Genomic DNA, 20,772 nt, shown 5'->3' on the forward strand with positions numbered 1-20,772 from the left:
ATCATGTCAACAACAATAAAAACAGCTTTAATAACGGGCGGTTCAAAGGGAATTGGTTATGGAGTTGCAGAGGCTTTAATTAAGGACGGAATAAAAGTAGCGATTACTTCTCGCACGCAAGCAAGTGCCAATGAAGCTGCCGCTGAATTGAATAAAATTAAAGAAGGCTATGCCATCGGGATAGAATCTGATGTTAGAAATTTAGCTTCGCAAGAAAAAGCGGTTAAAACGATTTTGTCAGCTTGGGGACGTTTGGATTATGTCATTGCTAATGCAGGTGTTGGACATTTTGCTCCGATTCAAGATTTAACTTCTGAGCAATGGCAAGAAACGATTGACATTAATCTAACAGGGACTTTCAATTCTATCAAGGCTTCTTACGAACAATTGAAAGAAACGCAAGGCTATTTTATTACGATTTCGAGTTTGGCAGGAACAAATTTCTTTGCGAACGGAGGTGCGTATAATGCGTCAAAATTTGGCGTTGTTGGTTTTACACAAGCAATCATGATGGATTTGCGTAAAGATGGAATTAAGGCTACGACTATCATGCCAGGTTCGGTGGCAACGTATTTTAATGGACATTCGCCAAGTGCAAAAGATGCGTGGAAAATTCAACCAGAAGATATTGGACAAATTGTATCTGATTTAATTAAAATGCCAGCTCGTACTTTACCAAGTAAAATTGAAGTTCGTCCAACAATGCCTGCATAAATGTATCCTGATGCTTCTGCATCGGCAATAAAAATAGACCACAGATTTTAGGGATTGAACTGATTTAACAGATAAAGTAATAACAAAATCCGTGAAAATCTGTTCAATCCCTAAAATCTGTGGTCTATACATATTCTAATTGAAAACGAAATTAACCAAATATGCCATTTTCTTTTTCTTTCTTTCTTCCGACGAAATAGTCATCGTAACGATTTCTTTATCTGTTGAAGCACTGTAATTATTGTCAGTATTACTTTGTTCAGTCCAACTACGAGCCAATACTTGAAGTTGTTTTTTTATTTTCTCAAAATACTGTTTTGCTTCTTCTTCGTTTTCAGATTCAAAAATAACCGATTTATAATTTACCGCCTGCCCTGCATTTTCTTGAATCAAAAGTGCTGGCTTACCTACTACAATTTCTAACGTTGCCTTAAATCGTTCTTGTCCTGCTGATTTATCCTTTTTATCTTTTTTGATTTTTTCGCCTGTAATTGCTTTGAAATTATCCTGTTTAGCATTCAATAATGTTTTAAATTGTTTTGAGAAAACAGGGTCTAATTGAGCTTCAACGGCATTTGGTGGCGTAATCATTTTCTGGATTTTGTATTTCCCAGTTTGCCCTGCATCCATTGACGTAGCTAACAAAGTATAAGTTCCAGTAGCAGGAGCAACATAAAAAAACTTGTTATAACTTCCACCTGCAAACGGTTTTGAGTCATAACTCATTTCTTGTTTATCCTTCGTAGGGGTTTTTAAACTCAACATTACTCTGAAATTATCAGAAGAGTGTTCAAGCGTTAATTCTTCACCTGCGTGTAAGAATAATTTGTAAGAATCGTAAAATCTTTTTTCTCCGTTTTGTGATGCCGTTAAATCTTTTCCTGTAAGACTTGCTTCAATCTCATCTTGTGCCTGTAACTGCCCTGTTTTAAGCTGATTTCTATTTAGTAATTCAGTTGAATCAACAGCAATTTTCTTTGTTGGAGGCGTTTTCTTAGTGGGTTTCTTCTTTTGTGCCATCGTTGTGAAACAACATAATACACACAGAAGTGTCAATAGTTTAACTTTCATTTGTCTTTTTAATTAAAATTTTCGCAATTAGGCACAGAAAACGAAAACGACCAAATAATATTTTGATGAATTCGTTATCGGTAAAATTATCTGTGATGTTTTGTATGTATATTTTTGTGAGAATGTAGGCAAATAGTGCAAAATTTTACAATTTAAGTGTAATTTTACAAGTATATTAATTATCCTAAAAGCGAATCAAAACGCTTTAGAAGCTATCTTTAGAAAATAAACAAAAACAAATATATGAAAAGAAGAGACGCAATATCCCGAGTAGCTCTACTAATGGGAGGAATGCTATCTGCTGGTACTTTGGCAACTGTTTTAGAAGGTTGTAAGTCTGGCGGAGGGTCAACTGTTGGTAAAGATTTTGCCATTACCCCTGAACACGGTGAGATGATTGCTGAGATTGCTGAGATTATTTTGCCAAAAACATCTACTGCTGGTGCGAAAGAAGCAAAAGTGCCTGAGTTTATCCAGTTTATGTTGAAAGAATGCTATAAAGATGAACAACAAAAAGCTTTCTTTGCAGGATTAGATAAATTGAATGAAGGTGCAAAAGGTAGTTTTATGAAAGCTACTGCTGAAGAAAAATTAGCTTTGATTAAAGCGGAAGATTCTGCCAAAGAAAAATCTGAATTCTGGAGTACAATGAAGGATTTAACTGTTTTAGGTTACTTTACTTCTGAACCCGGTGCAACAAAAGCATTGGAATATTTAGAAGTACCTGGAAAATATGAAGGTATCAAATTGCAGAAAGGGCAAAAAGCTTGGGCAATGTCATAGATTCAGTTAACAGTTATCAATTAACAGTAATTAAATGCAGTTGATAACTATTCATTTTAAAATTACTTAAAAGATTTAGTCTGAAAAGATTCAAAATGGTTCGCCATTTTGATTGTGAGGAAAGAAACCAATAAATGAGTTGGTATATTCGCTTTTCGCAAATCGCTTTTCGCTTACTATACTATATAATAAAGATAATGGAAATTACAGGAACAGGACAAAAAGCTAATACCTACGATGCCATCGTGGTTGGCTCTGGAATATCAGGTGGCTGGGCTGCCAAAGAACTTTGTGAGAAAGGATTAAAAGTTATCATGCTTGAACGTGGGCGTGATATTAAACACGTTACAGATTATACAAATGCTACTAAAAACCCTTGGGATTTCCCTCATCGTGGGCGTGTAGATAATAAATCTGCCGAAGAGCATTTCATCGGTATCCGTACTGGCTATACCGTAAATGAACCTTGGAGAGACCATTTTGAGAAAGATACTGAAAATCCAATTATTGAAAAGAAACCAATTGACTGGATTCGTGGATACCATGTGGGTGGACGTTCATTAATGTGGGGACGCCAGTCGTACCGTTGGAATGAAGCCGATTTTGAAGCAAATGGAAAAGAAGGAATCGGTACAGATTGGCCAATTCGTTACAAAGATATTGCTCCTTGGTATGACCACGTAGAGAAATTTGCGGGTATTAGCGGTAGCAAAGATGGACTTGATGTTTTACCACACGGAGACCATTATTTGCCAGCTATGAATATGAACGCTTTAGAAAAAGATTTAAAGAAGCGTATCGAAAAAGAATTTCCAAGTCGTCACTTTATCATGGGACGTACTGCTCACTTGACTGGTGAATCTAAAATTGCTTACGATTTAGGACGTTCTCAATGTCAATTCCGTAACCGCTGTATGATGGGTTGCCCTTACGGTGGATATTTCTCAACACAATCTTCAACACTTCCTGCGGCTGTAAAAACGGGTAATTTAACCCTTCGTCCAGATGCAATCGTTCAAGAAGTTATCTATGACGATAAATTAGGGAAAGCAGTTGGTGTAAGAATTGTTGACCAAAATACTTTACAATCAATTGAATATTTTGCCAAAGTTATTTTCTTAAATGCTTCTGCTTTTGGTAGTACAGGTATTATGTTGAACTCAAAATCTCAACGTCACCCGAATGGTTTAGGTAATGAGTCTGACCAATTAGGGCGTAATATCATGGACCACCACTTAGGCGTAGGGGCAAGAGGTGATTTTGATGGTTTGGAAGATGAATATTATTATGGTCGTCGTGCCAATGGTATTTATATTCCACGTTACCGTAACTGGGGTGATGACAAACGTGATTACACTCGTGGTTTTGGTTATCAAGGAGGAGGTTCTCGTGAAGATTGGGGACGTGGTGCAGGACAAGAAGGTATTGGTGCCGACTTCAAAGATTCTTTGAGCTATCCTGGCAAGTGGAATTTCAATATTATGGGCTTTGGAGAAGTTATTCCAAATCCAAATAACCGTATGTATCTTGATGGAACACAGAAAGATAAGTGGGGAATGCCTCTTTTAACATTTGATGCCGAATACGGAGATAATGAAAAGAAAATGCGTATCGACATGAAAAATGACGCTGCGGAAATGTTAGAAAAAGCAGGATTGAAAAACGTTTCAACATTTGATGACGAAACAAAACACTTAGGAATTGGGATTCACGAAATGGGAACAGCTCGTATGGGTACTGATGCTAAAAACTCTTGTTTGAATAAAAACAACCAAGTTTGGGGTGCTGAAAACGTATTTGTAACTGATGGTGCAGCAATGGCTTCGGCTTCATGTGTGAATCCATCGTTAACGTACATGGCTTTAACAGCTCGTGCCGCTGATTTTGCAGTAAATGCTTTGAAAAAAGGTGATTTGAAAGCGTAATAGTTTTTAATAAATTAGAAAAGCCCTTATTCAATTTCTGAATGAGGGCTTTTCTTTTATAAACTAATTTTGAAATTTTGTAAGGTGTTTGTTTTCATTAGCATCTTAAATCCTAACCGAGCGACGGTTGTACCTACTTATACCAAAACTTCAAAAACATTCTCATTTAGGAATAAACATAGAAAATTGTATTTTAAAATATAAATTTTTCTAATAATCCTTTGTAAATGAGAACCTTATCGTTATTTTGGTTGTAAAATTAAGATTTATACTTTTTTATAGGCTGAAAGTGCTTTTCTTGATTTTCAAATCCCCCCATACCTTCCTAAATAACGTTCAATGAAATTTTTAGTTACTCAGCAAGAGGACGGAAAGTTCTCGTTCAATCTTACCGACAATGAAGCCAGTTTTGTATTGTCGAGTATTCTCTTCAATGACCGTGATGCCTGTATTGAGGCAATTCGTGGGCTTACACAAGTTTTACCCAATCGGGCAAATTATCAAGTAGTTTCAAATGAAGGGCAATCAAACTTTAATGTTTTAGTAGCTGGACAAACAGTAGCGAGCAGTCCAAATTTTGCTGATGATGCATCTGCTTCAGATGCCGCAGATGCTTTAAGTGAAGATACTTCCGATGAACCTCAATATTCAGTTGAAGTCCATACTTTTTCAACTGAAACAACCAATGTAAAACGAGAACAAGTAGTATTGCCCTCATTGAATGAAATTGATTTTGATTCGCTTTACGATTTAGATTATGCTTCACCAACTGGTAAAGCTGGTTTTGAAAGTTTTAATCGTGAAGATAAAAATGCTCACTACTTTCATTTTAACGATGAAAATGGGAAAGCACTTTTATTCAGCAAAGGTTTTGACACAAATGCTAAGAAAGAAAAACGAATTCGACAAGTTATTGCGGCTTCTGAAAAAGTACAACGTTATGAGATAAAAGAGGAAGGGGGAGCTTTTTATTTTATTTTAAAAGAAAGAAATAATCTTGAAATTGTAAGAAGTAGAAAATTTACTACACGAGAAGAAGCAGAAACCCAATTACAATTCGTTCAGACGAATGCACCAACGTATGCTTCTGAACATCCAGAGCCTACAAAACGAAAAAGTGTAAATCATTATAATTTTGATATAAAACCGTTGTCCGCCAACGCTGGTTTTGACTCAATCAAAGGAGAAGACAAACAAAACTATTTTGTTGTGAAAGACGATTCAGGTTTACCTGTGTTGTTTTCACAAAGTTATGGTTCTGGCAATGCAAGAGACAATGGTATCAAAACAGTAATTAAGAATAGTATTGAGGAAACGAGATACGAAAAAAGTGACCAAAACGGAAAATTCTCGTTTATACTCCGTGCAGGCAACCGTCAAGAAATTGCGAAAAGCCCCGATTTTGAAACAATTGAACAACGAGATACCGCTTTAGCGTGGTTATTAGCAAATGCTCGTTCTTACGCTGAACAATATGGCGTAGTTTACGAAACTCAAAAAATTGTAACTGAAAATACCGAATCTTTTACCATTGATATGCCAACACCCATTTCGGGGGAAGCAAACTCAGAAACCAAAACCAATACAAATATGCAAATTGACAGCTATTTACCTTGTGAATCTTATGCAGGACATACAGAATCTCCAGCCGAAGATTTTAGAATTTTTCAAAATCCAGAAAACAAAGAACATTATTTTACAATGTTAAGTAAATCTGGAAAAGTAGTTTTTAGAAGTGAAGGCTATCCAACAACTGCTGCTCGTGACAATGGTATTGCTTCTGTAACTAAAAACAGAGAGTTGAGAGAACGTTACAGTGTTGTTGAAGATGGTGGAAAATATTTCTTAATTCTTAAAGCAGGTAATCATCAAGAAATTGCCAGAAGTTGCCCATTTGATATTCAAGATGAATTATTTGGTTTGTATCCATTTATGGTAGCAGGTTCAACCGCTGCTATTTCATTTGACGATACCGTTAGTGATAATTCTTCAGATAGAGAAATTGACGATTATTTGCCATGTGATGCTTACAAAGGACATGAAGAGTCTCCTGCGGAGGGAATTCGTACTTTTCAAAACGAAAAAGACGGTGAATATTATTTCTCAGTAGTCAATAACGATGGTGACGTAATCATGAGAAGTGAAGGTTATCCAACCAAAGGTGCAAGAGATAATGGCGTAGCCTCAGTTATCAAAAACCGTGAGATTAAAGAACGTTATGCCGAAATTGAAGAAGATGGCTTACATTATATTATTCTAAAAGCAGGAAATCATCAAGAAATTGCAAGAAGTTGTCCTTCAAAAGACAAAGCAGGACTTTGGGCATTGTTCCCAATTTTAGGCTTAGGTTTAGCAGGACTTGGTTTTGGAGCTTCCGCAGGAACAGGAGAAATTGCAGGGGCATCGGCTTTGGCAACTGAAGTTGAAAAAGAAAGTGAAGGTATCGGAGCAGGTGTAATTGGAGCAGGTTTAGCAGGTGCAGCGGCACTCGCAGGCGGATTATCTGGTGATGCCGACGCAAAGATTGAAGATATTAAAAAAGATAATGATGGTATCGGAGCGGGTGTAATTGGAGCAGGTTTAGCGGGTGCAGCAGCTTTAGGAGCTTCGGCGTTAATGCCTGATGCAGATGCAAAAGTTTTACCTGTGGTAGAAACGCCAAAAGTTGCCCCTTTAGCAATGGCTGATGGAGATATTGATGGAGCAGTAGCAGGTGGAGGTTTACCAAAATGGTTATTGCCTATATTGGGAATTGCTTTATTGGGAGCTTTACTTTGGTGGTTAATGCGTGGTTGTCAGAAAGAACCCGTTGCGGCTACAACGGAAGTTCCTGCTATGGTAGATTCGTCAGCAGTTACAACTGATACTGTAAAAGTCGCAGCTACTCCTGCACCAGTTGGAGAGCAAATGGAAGGATTTGCTCCTGTGGTTTTATACTTTGATAACGACCAACCAAATAAAAACTCTAAGGCTGAAAGCACTCAATTGACTTATACTCAAACTTTTGAGAAATATATGAGATTGAAAAATACTTTTGCCAAAGAACAAGATACGCCAGAAGCAAAAACTGCGGTTGAAGGATTCTTCGATAATAACGTTAAAAAAGGTTATGAAGACTTAAAAGCTTTGACAGCCAAAATTGCAGAAGCAGTTCAGAAAGGAGAGAAAGTGACCATTACCGTGAAAGGCTTTGCAAGTCCATTGGCACAAAATGATTATAATATTAACTTGACAAAACGTCGTGTAAGTAGTATTCAGAATTACTTAGAAAGTTATGAAGATGGTATTTTGAAAAAACACATGGATAAAATCTCAATTACTCAACAAGCGAATGGAGAAGATTCTTCTGTTTCAGGTTTGAGCGATGATAATAAAAATGTAAAACTTTCAGTTTATGATTTAGCACCTTCAAAAGAAAGACGTGTTGAAATTGTAGATGTACGTTTTGTAAAAGAATAATCTTGCTCGTTATATTATAGCCAAAAGCCGTCTCATCGAGACGGCTTTTTTGTATTATAAGACTCTTTTTATATTCAAGCAACTAACTCTTGAAACAAACAATCCATAGTTTGTTCTGCATTTTCACAAAGTCCGGGATGAACTTTTGAGGTTTGTACAATGGTGCTTCGGGTGGCGGTTAACCATCTGAACCGTGATGCAATTGGTAATGCTCCAATTGAACCTCCATTTTTTCCTCCTTTGCAGATTTTTTCCCAAGTTTGGAGATATTTCTCTAATTCTTCCAAATCTATGAGTTTTGAAAAACTGGAAATTCTTTCTTTGTCTAAAAGATATTTTGCTTGTAAAAAGCCTTGCTTCGAGCAATAGAGAATAATACCAACGTTCAAAAACTCTTCACGTTCTACTCTCGGTACTACCCGAATGACGGCATATTCATATATTTGTTTGTCTTGCATGGTTAGCCTCTTTTACCAATAAATCTGATATTGAAATTCTATTTTCTAAAAATTTTGCATATACATTTCTCACTTCTTCGGCTGATTCTTCACGATTTTCTAACCATTCATCTGGAATTATCGAAAGAATTTGCTTGATAAGTTTTGGGGTAATAATTGCTTTTGCTTCTGTGTTTATGGCTTCGAGTTCTGTGGCTTGTGCTAACAAAACATGGTCTTTTACTTGTGCAAAGGGACGTAAAGATTGTGATTCCCAATTTTCCCAGTTATGATGAAAATATAGAGATGCTCCGTGGTCGATAAGCCACAATTCTTTGTGCCACATCAGCATATTGGTATTTCTTGCCGTGCGGTCAACGTTTGTTAAGAGACAATCTAACCAAACAATTTTTGAAGCAGTCTTTGCATCAATGGTTGTTACGATAGGGTCGAAGGTGATTGCTCCCGAAAGATAATGAACCGCTAAATTTAAGCCAACACTTGCTTTGAGGAGGTCTTGGATTTCTTCATCAGGTTCGGTTTTACTAAAAGAGTCATCTAAGTTAGCATATACGATTTCTGGCATTTTTAAGCCTAAGGCACGAGCCAATTCCCCTCCAATAATTTCAGCAATAAGAGCTTTTACGCCTTGTCCTGCTCCTCTAAATTTTAAAACATATAGAAAACCGTCGTCTGCTTCAACGATGGCAGGCAATGAACCACCTTCACGCAAGGGCGTTACGTAGCGAGTTACATTGACAGTTCTTAATTCTGGATTTATCATTTGTTGATTTGGATTAATATTCTAAGGAAAAGCGATTTGCGATAAAGCGGATTGGTTGCCCATACTCATAAACACTTGTCTTTATTAAACAAAAAAGGGTGACGATAAATTTACCCGTCACCCTTTTTTGAGAATATTATTTAAGGAAATATGTCAAGTTAGAAAATACACTAAGGTCATTTTCTAATACCCAACTCCTAAAACCTAACACCTTAAATTAAACTAATAATTTATAAGGTTCTTCAAGTAATTCTTTTAATGATACCAAGAAAGCCGCACCGCTTGCACCATCAACTACTCTATGGTCGCAAGTAAGCGTGATTTTCATAATATTTGTTGCATAGAATTGACCATTTTTCACGGCAACCGTTTCTTTAATTCCACCTACTGATAAAATACAAGATTCGTTTTTAGGATTGTTGATGATTGAAGTAAATTGTTCAATACCAAACATTCCTAAGTTACTTACTGTGAAAGTGTTACCTTCCCAATCTTTTGGTTGAAGTTTTCCGTTTTTCGCTTTTCCGCCCAAATCTTTTGTAGTTGCTGCTAAAACAGATAATGGTAAAGTATCAGCAAAACGAATTACAGGAACAACCAAACCTTCAGCGATAGCAACCGCCATACCGATATGTACATGGCTATTACGTCTGATGTGGTCTTCTCTCCATGAAGAATTTACGTTTGGATGTTTTTTCAAAGCAACGCCACAAGCTTTCAAAATCATGTCGTTGAATGAAATTTTCACTGGAGAAGCACTGTTCATTACTTCTCTTGCTTGCATGGCTTTGTCCATACAGATTTCCATGGTTAATTGGAAATCAACAGCAGTAGATTGAGAATCAGCTAAACTTCTTGCAATTGCCTTACGCATTTGCGTTAATGGAATCTCTTCAAAACTTTCTACACCGCTAACAGCAGGAACTGAACTTGAAGCTGCTTTTGTAGGAGCTTCAGCCGATTTTGCAGCAGGAACAAAATTATCAATATCCGCTTTAACGATACGTCCATTTTCTCCAGTTCCTTTTACTTGAGCAATGTTAATGCCTTTGTCTTTTGCTAAAGCTTTAGCCAATGGAGATGCTTTTACACGTCCATCTGCATCACTTACTGCAACTGCTTCAACCGCTGGTGCAGGAGCTGCCGCCGCTTGTACAGGAGCAGGAGCTGCTACTGGAGCTGCCGCAGGAGTACCTCCACTTAATAATGCTTGGAAATCAGCCCCAGGTTCACCGATAATTGCAATTACTTGGTCAACTGCAACGGTTTTACCTGCTTCGATACCAATATATAAAAGCGTACAAGGATTATATTTTGTTACATCTAAGAAATTATCTAACTCAAATTCCATTGTAGCTTTATCAGTTTCGATTTCAGCTAATAATGTATCACCAGGTTTGATAACGTCACCTACTTTTTTAACCCATGCTACCAAAGTTCCTTCTTCCATCGTATCGCTCATTTTTGGCATTCCGATGATTTCAGCTTTGATTGAAGATGTATCAACCGCAGGTGTACTTGCCACTGGTGCAGGTGCTGCTGCGGGAGTTTCAACTGCTGCTGGTGCAGGAGCTGAAGTGGCAGAACCACCTCCGATAAGGTGTTCAAATGCTTCTCCATTTTCACCAATGATAGCAATGATACTATCAACAGGTACTGCTTTACCTTTTTCTAAACCTATGTATAATAGACGGCAATCTTTAAAATTGCTCAAATCCATTCTTTCGTCTAAGTCAAGTTCCATTGTAGCTTTATCTGTTTCGATTTCAGCTAATAATCCGTCACCTGGTTTTAAGACATCACCAACTTTTTTGAGCCATTCTGCCACAACACCTTCAGTCATGGTGTCGCTCATTTTGGGCATGGTTATAATTTCTACCATTTTTCTTTGTATAGGAATTTAATCTTTCAGCAAAATATTTGCCTTTTGAGTATATTGTTCGATTTAAAATTCAAAAATAAGGCTAAACCATTGCTTTCAAAAGCTATCTTGAAAAAATATAAATTTGTCTTGATAATTTCTTGAAATTTTCCTGTTTTTTGATGTTCAGAATGTTTTTATGTTCTCTAAATATTATAAAATTATTCGCACTTCCCAATTTTGTTTTGTCAATTGACAAAGAAATAATCGTGACAAATTATACTCAAAACCACATAAATTTAAAGTGTAATTTTCTCAAAACGCCTTCCGATATTTTATACCGTTACCTAAATCCCAAGAGAATATCTTGGTAAACGACCACAAAGCGTTTAATTTTGTAGTTCTGAAAAAACAGACCTCAATGTCTTCAACCAAAAACTCTTTATTTTTTCCTAATCTCAATGGCGTTCGTTTTATTGCGGCTTTTTGGGTTATTATACATCATATAGAACAATTTAAAGATAAGTTCGGTTTTGCCAATCATATATTTTATACACGATTTATAAGAATGATTGGTCCTTTAAGCGTTTTCTTATTTTTTGTTTTAAGCGGTTTCTTGATTACATCTTTATTATTTGTTGAAAAAGAACGAACGAATACCATTGATATAAAAAGCTTTTATATGAGACGAGTGCTTAGAATTTGGCCTTTATATTTTTTGACGGTTATCTTAGGACTTTTTGTATTACCCCAAATACCTTTTCTTGATATTCCAGATGAAACGGCAAGTATTGGCATTGATTTTACGGAGAAAATAATTCTCTATGTTTTAATTCTTCCAAATGTTGTTACAGGTGTTTTTAAGCACATTCCATATTTGTCTCAAAATTGGTCGATAGGAGTGGAGGAACAATTTTATTACTTTTGGCCTTGGGTGATTCGTCAGACTAAACCCAAACGTCTATTAGTAGTGATGGTTTTTTTCTTGGTTACTATTTACATCGTTCGTTCGCTTACGGTTTTGTATATGCCAGAAGTTGGGTTGTGGAAGTATTTGAATGAATTTATAAAATCTTTACGATTGACCTGTATGATTTTGGGTGCAATTGGAGCATATTTTACCTATTATCATCTTGAATCAAAATTAGTTAAACTGATATTTCACAGATATTTTCAAATCGGATTATATGCACTTCTACTTGGAATGCTCATCATTGGCGTTTATTTACCGGGAGTGAATCAAGAAGTTTATGCTTTTATTTTTACGCTTATTTTGATGAATTTGGCTAAAAACCCAGACAATATTCTGAATTTGGAAAATCCTGTTTTTGATTATTTAGGGAAAATAACATACGGAATGTATATGTATCATACGATTGCGGTGGTTATTGGCGTAAAAATTTCAATGGCTTACAATCAAAGTAATTGGGTGAGTTATCCGATTACTTACGTTTTGACAATTATTATTTCTGCTATTTCTTACGAATTTTTTGAAAAACCATTTTTAACGCTCAAAGATAAATTCACGACTGTTAAAAGTGGAAAATAACTAATCCTTAATTTTTTAATTATTTAAGACTAAGAGTATTTAACCTTGGTGACTTATAAATATGACAGATTACGAACTTTACGAAGTAGTTTACAATAAAGCATATATTTCTGCTACTCTGTGTTTGTTGGCAGTTATCGCATTTCGTTTTAGAAGTGAAATTGAAAGTTTTTTTGCTCGTTTTGGAAAAGGAAAATCTTTCTTTTTGATAACTTTTTGTTTGCGTATTCTTCCATTTTTGATTGTTTACGTGTATTATGGCTACGATGCCCAGTCGGATGTTCAAATTTTTTGGAAATCAGCTCAACAAGCCGCCAAATTAAAATTGGTTTATCGTGATTTTGAATCGTTATATTCTCCTTTTTTTGCTTACATAACTGCTTTACCTTTGTTTTTGTGGGATACTGCTCGTGCCGTAACGCTATTGATGATTTTAATTGAAATGGCAGTTTTATGGCTTACCATGAAAACGTATCCTGATAGAAGTTCGGCTTCAACTTTGTTTAAAGGATTGATTTATTTGTTATTGCCCGCACCTTACATTTTTTGTGTTTTGGGTGGACAAGAAGATATTTGGATGTGGGGTTTTGCTTGCTTGGTGGTTTATGCTTGGCAAAGAAAAAAGTCAGATTTCGTTTTGGGAATTATTACAGGTTTGGGCTTATTGGTCACGAAGGCGTTTTTCGTTTTGTTGCTTCCTTTATTATTCTTAAAACTGAAAAACAAAGTACAATTTGTGCTTGGAAATGCCGTCGTCGGGTTGCCTGTTTTGTTGTTTTTGTATGTATTGAGTAGCACTTCATTTTTAATGCCTATTCGTTTGGCACAAGAACCAATGGCGGTAAATATGTGGTCGGTGATTAATCCTTTGATTTGGAATTATGGCATTACATCGGATATTAAACTGTTGAATTGGATAGGACTTTTCGTTATTTTATCCATTGCGATTTGGCAAACAATGAAAGATAAATCGCTTGATATTCAGCAATTTATGCCTAAAATTTGGATGCTAATTTTTGGCGTGATGATGGTTGTGCAAATTGGAGCTTATGCCAATTATATTTTCATTTTTGCTATGCCTTTGATTTTCGGTTTTAACTTCTTCAAGAATAAAACATTCCTGATTATCACGTTTTTAGTTCAATCTTTTGCAACAGTACAACCTTCATTTTGGTTTAGAATTGGAAAACCATTTTTAAGATTTGATAACCTTTTAGGTGCAAAGTTTGCCGTAGAATATACTTTAGAAATGGTTGTTTTTGTAGGAGTGATTTATTGGTTAATAAAGGTGTTGAGAAGTGAAATAAAGTAAATTTTAGGTAGGGACGAATAGCATTCGTCTATCGTTGTGCAGTTGGACGAATGCTATTCGTCCCTACCTGAGGCAACTCTTAATAATTTAAAACTTAAAAGCCTTAACCTTTCCCTGATTCAACCCTAAGAATAGCACATTATTGATTACTAATCCACTTCTTACATCACCTTTTACGCCTAAAGAAGTATTATAATTGAAGTTCCCTTTTCCATCATTTTTGAAAACAAATCCTTTGTTGGCATCATAATTTCCAAATCTTAATCTTGCATGGTGAATGTTTCCTGCTAAAACTAAATCTTTTTTGCCATCATGGTCAAAATCAAGTACACTAATCGTGAAAATCGGTGCGTATTGAACTTCTTTTGGTAAAGATTTTTCTTCAAATTTTCCAGAAGAATTTCCTACAAAATACATCGTTTTCAAGTAGTTCGCAGTTAAATGTCCTGCTTTATCCAATTCTCCATTTTTGAAAATATCCTCAATCGTTGCTTCTGAATAGGTTTTATAATCCGTGAATATTTTTTTGTAAACTGGCGTTTGTTCCAATAATTCATCACGAGTGAGATACGGATAACTTTTACCTTGAATATATGAACAAAGAATTGGCTCAACCGAACCATTTTCGTCAAAATCTTTGAAATAGAGGTCTAAGGGCTGATTTTCTGTAACTTTCAGTTGCGAGTTTTGTCCTAAATTTCCTACAATTAAATCCGCTTTACCATCACCGTTGAAGTCATCAATCAATAATTTATTCCAAAGTCCTGAGTAAGTTTTCTCGAAATATTTATCCGTTACATTTTCAAATTGACCTTTTTCAACTTTGAAAACGGTTATTGGCATAAATTCACCTATAATGATTAACTCATTCTTTTTATCACCGTCCAAATCGTGCCAAGCAGCATCTGTTACCATGCCGATTTGCTTAATTTCTTCGGGCGTTTGATTGGTAAACTTTCCTTGCCCATTATTGATTAAAACATAACTATTGGGAGCAGTTGGATAACTTCCAATGACAACTCGCCCGCCTACGAATAAATCTAATTTCCCATCGCCGTTTGCATCGCCTGCACGTACACAACTCGTACTTGTAAACATTTGCGGTAAAGCTGTTTTATTGAAATTCCCTTTGCCGTCATTTAGATAAAGTCGGTCTTGCAGAGCTTTGTCGTTCGCTTGATAATTGCCATATCCGCCGCTACAAACGTATAAATCTAAGAATTTATCACCATTAGCATCGAAGAAAAGTGCGTCAGTATCGTAGCTTGCTTTGTCAATTTCAAAGGCTTTTTGAACTTGTTTTGTGAAATTACCTGTCTTGTTTTGAAGATAAATTTCTCCTGCTTGATTGCTTGCTCCGCCCACAAAAATATCTTCTAAACCGTCACCATTTACATCACCTTTTGCCATACAAGGACCTTGGAAAGACATTGGGTTAGTCATTAACGATTGACGTTTGAAGTCATTAATTGTATCCTTTCTATGCTCAAAAACAAGCGTTTGTATTTCTTGAAAATTACTTTTTGATTCTATATTTTTTGAAGCACTATTTTTTGCATTTTTCTCCGAAATCGTTAGCGTTTGATTGGCTTTGACAGCTTTTAGCGTTTCGGATTTTCCTGTAAGCCAAACTACTTTTAAAGAGTCTATTTGCGTGTTTTTACCAAGTCCGAAATGAAGAAAATTAGTAACACTTGATTGATAGCCATGCGTGGGCATTTTTTCTTGAAATTGTATTTTACCCTGACTATAAACCGTAACTTTTGCTCCAATTCCCTGACGATTCATGCCGTCACCCTCTAATTTCAGTTTGAGGTAATTGTTTTTATTATTCGACTGATTTTGGTAGATAAAAGCAGGTTGATTTACGTTATTCACAACTAAATCTAAATCGCCATCGTTGTCCAAATCTGCGTAAGCCGCACCGTGACTATTTGAGGTTTGATTTGTTCCCCATGAGGTAACTTTGTCGGAAAATGTTAAATCTCCATTATTTCTGAAAAGATAATTGGTTACATTACTCGAAGGCATTTGATTTACCAATTCTAAGGCTCTTTCACGGTTCATATTTCCTTGATTTTGAGCCGTAAAATCATTCATGTATTTAATAAAATCAAGATTTGTATAGTCTCTCAAATATCCATTGGTGATGTATAAATCTTTCCAACCATCATTATCATAATCGGCAAAAAGGGCAGCCCACGACCAATCTGTATTGGAAATGCCAGCGTATTGTCCTACTTCGTTAAATAGAAAAGATTTGTCATTTTCAACATTGTTTCCACCATTTATTTGCAACATATTTCGCATATATTGATAGCCAAAACCCACTTGCACATTAAAATTGAATTTTTCGTAACTGTCTGTCGCCATTAATAATTTTTGCCGACGATTATCTTCTGGCAACATATCAAGCGTGAAAATATCCATCAGTCCATCATTATTCACGTCTGAAACATCATTGCCCATCGAGTACATGGAATTATGCCCCAATTTATCGTTGATTTGATTGATGAAACCACCTTTTTTGTCGTTGATGTACAAATAATCAGGCACGGTATAATCGTTTGAAATGTACATATCTTGCCAACCATCTTGGTTAAAATCGGCAATTCCGATGCCCAAACCGTAGGAGAGGGGCGAGCTTGAAATATGTGCTTGCTTGGTTACGTCTGTAAAATGGGGTTGACCGTCTTTGCCTTTGTCGTGTCTATAAAGGCGAACGCCACTAATTGGGTCTTCAATTTTTAAAGTTTCTGTCGTGTTCAAAACATTGAGAACTGGCAATGATTTAATGTTATGATTCAAGAGAAACATATCTAAATCTCCGTCACGGTCATAATCAAAAAAGGAGGCTTGCGTACTTGTAGAAACATTGTCTAAACCATATTCAGCGGCTTTATCAGCAAATTGTGGAATTCCATTTGCATCATTTCCTTGATTTATAAACAGTTGTTTCATTCTGTTTTCAGGACGAACAGCTCCCGAATAACACACGAAAATATCCAATAAACCATCTCCATTTACATCTGCCATTGTAGCCCCTGTTTTCCAAGGACCTTCTCGACCTTTTACACCAGAAAGTGCCGAAACGTCTTCAAAAGACATATTTCCTCTGTTCAAATACAGGCGATTGACCTGCATATTTGAAGTAAAATATAAATCTTCAAGTCCATCATTATTGACATCGCCAACTGCTACTCCGCCGCCATTGTAGAAATATTCGTACATCAAAACATTCGTATTTAAACCTTCTTGAATAACGTTTTGAAAATCTACGTGTGTTTTTTCGGCAGGAAGTAATTGAAATAATGGCTCAGAACCATCATTTTCTTCTGTTTGAGTTGATTTTTTACAATTACTCAGCGTGAAGAACAAAGCAATGAAGAGAATATATTGTTTAGAAATTTTCATAGATTATAAACTGAATTTGATGTTTTAGTAGGACAGATTTTCGACCTATCAATTTGTTTTTTTAGCAGGTTGGAAACCTCTCTTACTTTAATGTCCTTTTTTGGAAGAATAAACCTCCACCCAATAAAGCTACCCCAATAGCAATCCAAGGTATGATTGAACTATTGGTATTTGATTTTTCTTCTGTAATCGTAATCAATTGATTAACTTTTTGATTTTTAAGCGTTTGCGTATTGCCTCCTGTCCAATGAATAATGATTTCGTCGATTTTGTTAGCATTGCCTAAACCAAAATGTGCATACGGAGCGTTTTGCGATAAATGACTTGAACCTCCTCCGTCAATTTCTTGAAAATAATGTTTGCCATTTACGACAATTTCCACCTTTGAACCCAAACCTCTTGTTTCCGCTTCGAGACCTTTCAACGCAATTTTAATCCAATTCCCATGTGCCGAATCATTGCGGTACAGATGTGTTTCTGAAACAGTTGGAAAATCTAAAACAGGTTTTTGGTTCACAACCAATAAATCTAAATCTCCGTCATTATCAATATCCAACGTTACTGAACCACGAGCTATTCCATAATCATTTAAGCCTTTTTCACGTGCTTTGTCAATGAATTTTCCGTTGACATTATCGAAAAGATAATCTGCAATGGGCGTACAATTTGGGTTTAAATCTCCGTTGGCTACAAATAAATCAAGGTCGCCATCGTGGTCGAAATCGGCAAAATTTGCCCCCCAACTAATCGTCATCATTCCCAATCCCAATTCTTGCGATTTTTCTAAAAAAGGCTTACCAACTCCCTGATTAACCATAAATTTATTGAAACGGATATTCGTCACAAAATAGTCCATCAAACCGTCATTGTTATAATCTCCAACGGCAGTTCCCATTGAATTTATTTTCAAATCCATACCCAACTGCGGAGCCACATCTTTGAAAGAATTCCAAGGCGATTGATTTTCTAATAATAAGTCTGGCGTGCGTTTATAGCCAAAATCATGATTTACAAAAAGGTCTTGGTCGCCATCGTTGTCAAAATCTGTAAAAACACCGCCAAAACCGAATCCTTTGTGGCTTAGTCCATAATCTTGATAAACATTTTTGAAGGCTTTTCCTTTTTCATTTATCAATAAATATCCTTCCGTAATTTGGTTAGCACTCGCAATCATGGCATCATTTATTGTGCTTAAATCTCCCGGATATTCCGTAAAATAATTTCCTACATAAAGGTCTGGAAAACCATCTGCATTAAAATCTCCGAAACACGCTCCTGTGCTGAAAGAATTTAATTTATCTAAGCCAAATTCTTTGGTAACATCTCTAAAAGTGTTGTTTCCGTTATTTAGATACAATAAATTTATCGCTCTTGGAATCAGTTTTTTTGCACCTTTTGAGGTAATTGTCGTAATGTATAAATCTACAAATCCATCACGATTTACATCTGCCGAAACTGCTCCTTGTGTCACAAAATTCTTTGTTCCTGTTAGCCCTGATTTTTGATAAATATTGGTAAATGTTCCGTTTTTATTGTTCAGATACAGAATATCGTCTGCCATTCCACCTGTTAAAAAAAGGTCGTCGAAGCCATCATTATTAAAGTCAAAAACGCAAGCTCCTCCACCTAAAAAACCTTCATAGACTTGAAATTGATGTTTAATGCCAGATTCTTTTGTGATGTCTTTAAAAGCAGTTGGTAGGCTGTTTTGGGCGGATAATTCTATATTTAACGATATTATTAATGATGTTATAAACAGTGATAACTTTAATGAAAACCTCACCCCCAACCCCTCTCCAAAAGAGAGGGGAGTAAAAATGAGGCAAATGCTCCCCTCTTTATCGGAGAGGGGTTGGGGGTGAGGTTTTTTAAAATTAAACAATAATATTTTTTGTAATAAATTCTCTAAAAATCTCATTTTTTCCAAATTAAGTGGTTAATATTTTCGCCTACTTCTTTGCCTTTTTCTAAGCCTCGCTCATTGTCTTGCGGAATGTGAATTCCTCCGTAAAACCGTGAATTAGCTGTTTCTTGTGCCACTTCCCAAAAGGAATTATAGTTTCGTGCTTTATAATCTACATTTCTGATTTCGTCTTTTTTTCTACCGACATGGGCGTCATCTGTAAAAGTAAATTTGTCGCCATACATACCCGCTAAAACAGTGGCGGTTGCAGACGCTTGAATGGCGTGTCCGCTCGGAAATGCAGGGAAAGGAGGGTCTGGCCAAAAAGATTCCCAACGCTGATTTATATGTTGGGTAACATAATTATTAGGGCGTTCGGTAAAGAATTTGTACTTCCATTTCCAACAATTGATAAAAGCATCTGCTACTGCTAAACCTACTTTTGCGTAAGTTTCTGTACATTTTATTAAATCTGGTTGAACTTTTTTAATTACCAAAGTTGCCAAATAATAAGAATGCCCCGGAGGTGTGAAAGTCTCTTCGGGGTCATCACTCCACCAAATAGCGGCTTCTTTTTGAGCTTGCGTGAGCGTTTCCTTTTGTTTCGCAGTTCTCTGAAATTGTTGATAGTATTCAGAATTTGGTAAAGTGTCAAACGGAATCACTTTTGGGTCTTGAATCTCATGATTTACTTTTAAAAAAGTTCTGTTTTCGCCCCAATGTGGATGCAGAGGATAATGGCTAAACGATTGAGCAAACAAAGGTGGACTCCAAGAACCAGCACGCTGAGGATGAACCATTTTTTTGTCAAAATTCTTTAAATATCCACGATGTCCACCATCAGTTTTTGACCATTCAAAAATGGAATTTGCTATGGATTTTCCAAAAGTTACAGACCGCTCAATTAATGCTTTATCTTGAATGTTTTGTGTGTAGTACTCAAAAATAACGTTTTCCAAAGAATCTATTTTGAGTTTATTTTTATCGGAAGTTTGATTATAAATATTTTTTAAAACAGTAGCTTGAGCAGCATTTAAAGATAATTTCCAATCATATTTTTTGTTTTTTTCTGGTTTGGGAAGACTGTCTAATCCATTTAATTGTCCTGATAGAGATTGATAGTTTGGATAAGCATTCACCACAGATTCATACATTGTCAAACCAATATATCCCAAGCATCTTGATGAATAAGTGGGCGAGTTTGAGGGCGTATTTTTGGTAATATAGAGCGTCATATCCGCCCATTTAGTGGTTAATTCTTGGTCAGATATGGGCTTTGTGGATTCACAACTGAGAAAAAGTACGATAAGAAAAAGTGGAAATAATATAAGCAGTAATTTTATTCTCATATATCTTGGGTTTGGGAAGTTTTGAAGTTGTTTAGACTTTTTTTTTTAGACTAAAGTTTAAACTTAACTGATAGAGGTTTGCAAGATAAGCTATTGATTTTCTTATTCGCTTTTTCGCAAATCGCCTTTCGTTATTTTTTTTATTAAAGAGGCTATAAAAATTAAAAATCTACCCCAAAATAGAGGTAGATTTTTAATTTTCAAAGGTTAT

General features: G+C 35.8%; 13 protein-coding genes. 6 read left to right on the forward strand and 7 right to left on the reverse strand.

Going from position 1 to position 20,772, the window contains the following annotated elements:
• The first annotated feature begins 3 nt into the window (after positions 1–3).
• Positions 4–714 carry an SDR family oxidoreductase gene (locus LV89_RS10590; protein ID WP_109742863.1) on the forward strand — a complete coding sequence of 237 codons (711 nt, stop codon included), beginning with the start codon at positions 4–6 and terminating at the stop codon, positions 712–714.
• Positions 715–849: 135 nt separating this feature from the next.
• Here LV89_RS10590 and LV89_RS10595 read toward each other — a convergent pair whose 3' ends face one another.
• Positions 850–1,785, reverse strand: coding sequence for a hypothetical protein (locus tag LV89_RS10595; protein WP_146199139.1), 936 nt, complete (start codon positions 1,783–1,785; stop codon positions 850–852).
• 243 nt (positions 1,786–2,028) lie between these two features.
• On the opposite strand from LV89_RS10595, the gene LV89_RS10600 reads away from it, so the two are divergent.
• The 3 genes from LV89_RS10600 (at position 2,029) to LV89_RS10610 (ending at position 7,952) form a co-directional block, all read left to right on the forward strand.
• Positions 2,029–2,568 carry a gluconate 2-dehydrogenase subunit 3 family protein gene (locus tag LV89_RS10600; protein ID WP_109742865.1) on the forward strand — a complete coding sequence of 180 codons (540 nt, stop codon included), beginning with the start codon at positions 2,029–2,031 and terminating at the stop codon, positions 2,566–2,568.
• A gap of 197 nt (positions 2,569–2,765) precedes the next feature.
• Entirely contained in the window at positions 2,766–4,493 is a 1,728-nt protein-coding gene (locus LV89_RS10605) for a GMC oxidoreductase (RefSeq protein ID WP_109742866.1), read from the forward strand.
• 339 nt (positions 4,494–4,832) lie between these two features.
• Positions 4,833–7,952: a DUF1508 domain-containing protein gene (locus tag LV89_RS10610; RefSeq protein WP_109742867.1), complete on the forward strand. Its 3,120-nt coding sequence runs from the start codon at positions 4,833–4,835 to the stop codon at positions 7,950–7,952.
• Positions 7,953–8,026: 74 nt separating this feature from the next.
• On the opposite strand, the gene LV89_RS10615 is transcribed toward LV89_RS10610, so the two are convergent.
• The 3 genes from LV89_RS10615 to LV89_RS10625 all read right to left on the reverse strand — a co-directional run bounded on the left by LV89_RS10615 (position 8,027) and on the right by LV89_RS10625 (position 11,055).
• Positions 8,027–8,410: a DUF3037 domain-containing protein gene (locus LV89_RS10615; protein ID WP_109742868.1), complete on the reverse strand. Its 384-nt coding sequence runs from the start codon at positions 8,408–8,410 to the stop codon at positions 8,027–8,029.
• Positions 8,388–9,173 (reverse strand): HipA family kinase, encoded by a 786-nt coding sequence (locus tag LV89_RS10620; RefSeq protein WP_109742869.1) that lies wholly within the window; start codon positions 9,171–9,173, stop codon positions 8,388–8,390. The genes LV89_RS10615 and LV89_RS10620 overlap by 23 nt, the downstream gene beginning before the upstream one ends.
• A 217-nt stretch (positions 9,174–9,390) precedes the next feature.
• On the reverse strand, positions 9,391–11,055 hold the full coding sequence (locus LV89_RS10625) for a dihydrolipoyl dehydrogenase family protein (protein WP_109742870.1): 1,665 nt from the start codon (positions 11,053–11,055) through the stop codon (positions 9,391–9,393).
• A 400-nt stretch (positions 11,056–11,455) separates the two neighbouring features.
• Here LV89_RS10625 and LV89_RS10630 point away from each other — a divergent pair, with 400 nt between their 5' ends.
• A complete protein-coding gene (locus tag LV89_RS10630; protein WP_109742871.1) occupies positions 11,456–12,583 on the forward strand; it encodes an acyltransferase family protein in 1,128 nt (375 codons plus the stop codon).
• A gap of 61 nt (positions 12,584–12,644) precedes the next feature.
• Entirely contained in the window at positions 12,645–13,895 is a 1,251-nt protein-coding gene (locus LV89_RS10635; RefSeq protein WP_109742872.1) for a hypothetical protein, read from the forward strand.
• An 87-nt stretch (positions 13,896–13,982) separates the two neighbouring features.
• Here LV89_RS10635 and LV89_RS10640 read toward each other — a convergent pair whose 3' ends face one another.
• From LV89_RS10640 to LV89_RS10650, 3 genes are all read right to left on the reverse strand, one after another.
• Positions 13,983–17,309, reverse strand: coding sequence for a VCBS repeat-containing protein (locus LV89_RS10640; RefSeq protein WP_109742873.1), 3,327 nt, complete (start codon positions 17,307–17,309; stop codon positions 13,983–13,985).
• An 82-nt stretch (positions 17,310–17,391) separates the two neighbouring features.
• A complete protein-coding gene (locus LV89_RS10645) occupies positions 17,392–19,227 on the reverse strand; it encodes a CRTAC1 family protein (RefSeq protein WP_109742874.1) in 1,836 nt (611 codons plus the stop codon).
• Positions 19,224–20,561, reverse strand: a complete 1,338-nt coding sequence (locus LV89_RS10650; protein ID WP_109742875.1) for a vanadium-dependent haloperoxidase — start codon at positions 20,559–20,561, stop codon at positions 19,224–19,226. Before LV89_RS10650 ends, LV89_RS10645 begins: the two co-directional genes overlap by 4 nt.
• Positions 20,562–20,772: the final 211 nt, after the last annotated feature.

This window comes from Arcicella aurantiaca, assembly GCF_003148625.1.
In the GTDB taxonomy this organism is placed as follows: Bacteria; Bacteroidota; Bacteroidia; order Cytophagales; family Spirosomataceae; genus Arcicella; species Arcicella aurantiaca.

Bases quoted from the DNA above. Each gene is read 5' to 3' on its own strand.
- LV89_RS10590 (WP_109742863.1), top strand. From the start codon at position 4: ATGTCAACAACAATAAAAACAGCTTTAATAACGGGCGGTTCAAAGGGA.
- LV89_RS10595 (WP_146199139.1), bottom strand. From the start codon at position 1,785: ATGAAAGTTAAACTATTGACACTTCTGTGTGTATTATGTTGTTTCACA.
- LV89_RS10600 (WP_109742865.1), top strand. From the start codon at position 2,029: ATGAAAAGAAGAGACGCAATATCCCGAGTAGCTCTACTAATGGGAGGA.
- LV89_RS10605 (WP_109742866.1), top strand. From the start codon at position 2,766: ATGGAAATTACAGGAACAGGACAAAAAGCTAATACCTACGATGCCATC.
- LV89_RS10610 (WP_109742867.1), top strand. From the start codon at position 4,833: ATGAAATTTTTAGTTACTCAGCAAGAGGACGGAAAGTTCTCGTTCAAT.
- LV89_RS10615 (WP_109742868.1), bottom strand. From the start codon at position 8,410: ATGCAAGACAAACAAATATATGAATATGCCGTCATTCGGGTAGTACCG.
- LV89_RS10620 (WP_109742869.1), bottom strand. From the start codon at position 9,173: ATGATAAATCCAGAATTAAGAACTGTCAATGTAACTCGCTACGTAACG.
- LV89_RS10625 (WP_109742870.1), bottom strand. From the start codon at position 11,055: ATGGTAGAAATTATAACCATGCCCAAAATGAGCGACACCATGACTGAA.
- LV89_RS10630 (WP_109742871.1), top strand. From the start codon at position 11,456: ATGTCTTCAACCAAAAACTCTTTATTTTTTCCTAATCTCAATGGCGTT.
- LV89_RS10635 (WP_109742872.1), top strand. From the start codon at position 12,645: ATGACAGATTACGAACTTTACGAAGTAGTTTACAATAAAGCATATATT.
- LV89_RS10640 (WP_109742873.1), bottom strand. From the start codon at position 17,309: ATGAAAATTTCTAAACAATATATTCTCTTCATTGCTTTGTTCTTCACG.
- LV89_RS10645 (WP_109742874.1), bottom strand. From the start codon at position 19,227: ATGAGATTTTTAGAGAATTTATTACAAAAAATATTATTGTTTAATTTT.
- LV89_RS10650 (WP_109742875.1), bottom strand. From the start codon at position 20,561: ATGAGAATAAAATTACTGCTTATATTATTTCCACTTTTTCTTATCGTA.